This is a genomic window from Streptomyces sp. NPDC002690 (genome assembly GCF_053592415.1).
This window is the reverse complement of the sequence record NZ_JBSFVR010000552.1, coordinates 1-3,380: the sequence shown is the minus strand read 5'-3', so window position 1 is coordinate 3,380 and position 3,380 is coordinate 1. Positions and strand designations below refer to the sequence as shown.

General features: G+C 73.0%; 4 protein-coding genes. 2 read left to right on the top strand and 2 right to left on the bottom strand.

Annotated elements, in window-relative coordinates; all coding sequences use genetic code 11:
* Positions 1-191 precede the first annotated feature (191 nt).
* Entirely contained in the window at positions 192-407 is a 216-nt protein-coding gene (locus tag ACWD3D_RS35030; RefSeq protein ID WP_451464724.1) for an I78 family peptidase inhibitor, read from the bottom strand.
* A gap of 368 nt (positions 408-775) precedes the next feature.
* Complete coding sequence (locus ACWD3D_RS35025; RefSeq protein ID WP_451464723.1) at positions 776-1,759, bottom strand: helix-turn-helix transcriptional regulator; 984 nt, start codon at positions 1,757-1,759, stop codon at positions 776-778.
* Positions 1,760-2,233: 474 nt separating this feature from the next.
* On the opposite strand from ACWD3D_RS35025, the gene ACWD3D_RS35020 reads away from it, so the two are divergent.
* Both ACWD3D_RS35020 and ACWD3D_RS35015 read left to right on the top strand, forming a co-directional pair.
* Complete coding sequence (locus ACWD3D_RS35020) at positions 2,234-3,016, top strand: hypothetical protein (protein ID WP_451464722.1); 783 nt, start codon at positions 2,234-2,236, stop codon at positions 3,014-3,016.
* Between the two features lie 137 nt (positions 3,017-3,153).
* Positions 3,154-3,380 (top strand): hypothetical protein (locus ACWD3D_RS35015; RefSeq protein ID WP_451464721.1); only part of this gene is annotated, 227 nt, incomplete at its 3' end.

The window sequence follows — 3,380 nt, the reverse complement described above, 5'->3', positions numbered from 1 at the left end:
CGACCAGCACGTGCGGCATCTGCGCCACCCCGGCCCGCCCGTTGTCGGGCGGCTGAGAGCGCCCCGCACCACGGCGACGCACCGCATGGCTCAGGCCCCGGCTCCGGCCGGGGCCTGAGCCATGTCCGGGCCGGGGCGCGTACGGGTGACGGTCGCGGGACGAGAGGCAGCGGGCGATCCGGCGACGGGGGTCAGCCGATCCAGCAGCGGGTCACGGTGTCGTCCTCGACCTCGAAGTTGATGCGCCCCGTGCGGAACTCCATGGTCAGGAACGTGCCCGGGGGTACTGCCCGGACCGTGGTCCAGCCATGTGCCACGGCTCGCCGCTCGGCGGTTTCGGCCTCCAGGCCGACGTACGGCCCGGGCGGGTCGTCGGGCTGGGCGGGCTTGGTCGGTAGGGATGCCATGCCTTCCACCGTAGAGCGCGCGGGGCGCTCCCGGGCAGGCCCCGGCGGCGTCGGAATCGTCGCGGCACCCTGCTCCCGGGCCTCTCGCGGGTGCGGCATCGGTCACACTTGTGTCACAAGATCCACATCCGCATTACGGTCGAACAATTAACTCGAACAAGTCCTCCGGCGAAGCGAAAAGGCAATGCGGACGCCCGGCGGCCCATCCGTCCGCAGAGCCGGGGAATTGCGTGCCGCACCCGGGAGAAGACCCGGTCCCGGCGTTCTTCCACCCATTCACGGCCATGAGAACGCCTTCTGGAATTCATTCGCCCTTATGTCGGACTTACCTGCCCACACCAATCCCTCACATCTCCCCGGCGCGTCCACTATGCGGAATGCCCCGACCTGCGCAACGCCGAGGTCAGCCGATCGCGGGCGGCCAGGATGCGCCCGGTGAGCTCGGGCGGCTCCACGACCGCGAACTCGAACCCGGTCATCAGCACGTGAATGACCAGCACGTCCAGGCTCGCCGCTCCCGCGGTGAGCAGACAGCTCCCCGCGTCGACGGGCTCCAGCACGCCTGCGGACGGGCTGATCCTGGAGGCCGCCTCCTCGGCGGAGACCATCAGCCGGACCACCCCCCGGACCGGGTAGACGGTGGTCGAGACGCCCCGCGAGACGTAGGCGGCCAGGTCCTCGGCCGGGGGCGGGCGGGGCGTGAAGCGCGAGCCGTGCGGCGGCGTCGGCGTGATCCGGTCGGCCCGGAAGGTACGCCAGTCCTCCCGGTCCACGTCCCAGGCGACCAGGTACCAGCGGCGCTCCGCGCACACCAGACGGTGCGGTTCCGCGTGCCTGCGGGACTCGGATCCCCCGTGGTCCCGATAGGTGAAACGGAGCCGCCGGCAGTCCCGGCAGGCGCCCGCGAGCTCGGTCAGCAGGCCGGGGTCGACGGCGCTCCCCTCCGGCCCGGGCCCGCGCACCATGGGCACCGTGAAGGCGCTCAACGCACCCACCCGGCGGCTCAACCTGTCCGGGAGCACCTGCTCGACCTTGGCGAGGGCGCGGACCGAGGTCTCGCCGATGCCCTCGACCCCGTTGCCCGCGGCCGTGCGCAGCCCGACCACCACCGCCACGGCCTCGTCGTCGTCCAGCAGCAGCGGGGGCAGCGCGGCCCCGGCGCCGAGCTGGTAGCCGCCGCCGGTCCCCGGGCTGGCGTGGACGGGGTAGCCGAGCTCCCGCAGCTTGTCGACGTCGCGCCGTACGGTCCTCGGGGTGACGCCGAGGCGTTCGGCCAGTTGGTGTCCGCTCCAGTCGCGGTGGGCCTGGAGGAGCGAGAGCAGGCGCAGCAGTCGTGCCGAGGTCTCCAACATGCCGGGGAGTCTGCCAGGACTCGCGGACACCTTCCGTCCGCGAGTGCCCGCGGACCGGAGCAGGACCGTCTCAGGGCGGTCGGCGGGACCGGTCCCGTCCGGACCTCGGACCGGGCCGGGGTCCGGACCTCCTGACGGACCGGACGGGCGCACACGCCGTCGAAAATCGTACGGACGCTGCCCCCGATGCTGTACGCGCGACGGACCGGAAGGCCCCGGCCGGCACCCCGGGTGCTTGCCCCCTAGCCGGTCCGTCGGCGCCCTGCGGCGGCGGACCGACCGGGCACGGAGCCCGGAATCCCGGTCCCGTTCCTCCTCCGGACGGCGAACCCGGCCGCCCGGCCCACCCACCGGAAGCGCCCGGAAGGCCGCCGTATCGGTGCGTCCGAGGGCGTGACCCGGGCGACGGATCGTCCGTTGTTCTTGCATGAGCCGGGACCCGCCCGGCCACGCACCGACTCCTAGGAGCGACCCGTGCCGCGCATGCTCGACGTCAGCGAGGACGTACGCGCCGAAATCGGCGACGCCGAAGCAGACCGGCTGCTCGTCGGCGACAACGCCCCGGGCAGCTACGACTGCACCTCCTGCCGCACCCCCGGCGACTCGGAGCAGGAACGCACCAGCACCGTGCTGTTCGTGGGCGACGAGACGGCCGTACTGGCCTTCGCGCACGCCTCCTGCATCCCGTCCCAGGTCGTACGCGTCGCGGAGGACCAGCTCCAGGGCGCGGTGCGCAGTATCACCGGCAGCGAGCCGCAGAATCCGGAGGGTCCCATGCCCGAACAGGCCGTCCTCGGCGTCACCAGCGGACTCGTCCTCATCGAGGACGATCTGCGCCCGGCACTGGTGGTCGAGCCGACCGGCCCGATCGCCCGGCCCGGCACCGACGGCAGCGGGGGCGACGAGTTCCTCCAGCTGCTCCAGGAGCAGGGTTTCCGCCAGTCCTACGACCTCGACCGGCTGCCCGGCCCGCTGCCCGGCTGGTCGGTGCTGCTGGCCGTGGGCCGGCTGCACGCGGTGCTGCAGCCGGGCTCCGGAGGTGGGACCCCCGTCGCCTGGTGGCAGGCGCACCAGCCGCTCCAGGTCACCGACGGGTGGCGGGCGGCGGTCAACAGGTCGCAGCAGGTGCTCGTCTTCGCGGCCCCGGCGGGATCGATCGGCCAACAGCCCCGTGAGGACCTGCTGAGGGACGCGCTGGACAAGGCGGCGGTCAACGGTCTGCTCGTCGCCGCCTCGATGCCGCTGGCCGGCACCTGATCATGTCCGCCCCTCCCCCGGGTCCGGGTCGCGCGGCGATTTCTCCTCCGGGGCCGCATCCGACGGAGGCCGGGGTCGTTGGCCCGTATGTGCACTCATACGACCCGCCCCGCCAGCATCTGAGTCCGATCCCCGGCATGCGTCCCTCCAGGGACCTCCCGGGGGGCTCATCGCCCACTCCGATCTACGACGCGCTGTACTCCGAATATCTGCGCTCCTTCCGGGCGCTTCCGGGTGACCGCAGCGGCGAGGAGAGTCTGAGCTTCCTGAACTTCACCAGTCCGGGCAGGCTCGCCGGGCGCCCGGGAAGCCTCGGGCACGCGGCTGTCGCCGCGCAGCAGGGGCGCACGGCCGCCCAGAGCGG

Excerpts from the sequence above, each read along its gene's own strand:
- ACWD3D_RS35030 (WP_451464724.1), bottom strand. The coding sequence starts at position 407 with ATGGCATCCCTACCGACCAAGCCCGCCCAGCCCGACGACCCGCCCGGG.
- ACWD3D_RS35025 (WP_451464723.1), bottom strand. The coding sequence starts at position 1,759 with ATGTTGGAGACCTCGGCACGACTGCTGCGCCTGCTCTCGCTCCTCCAG.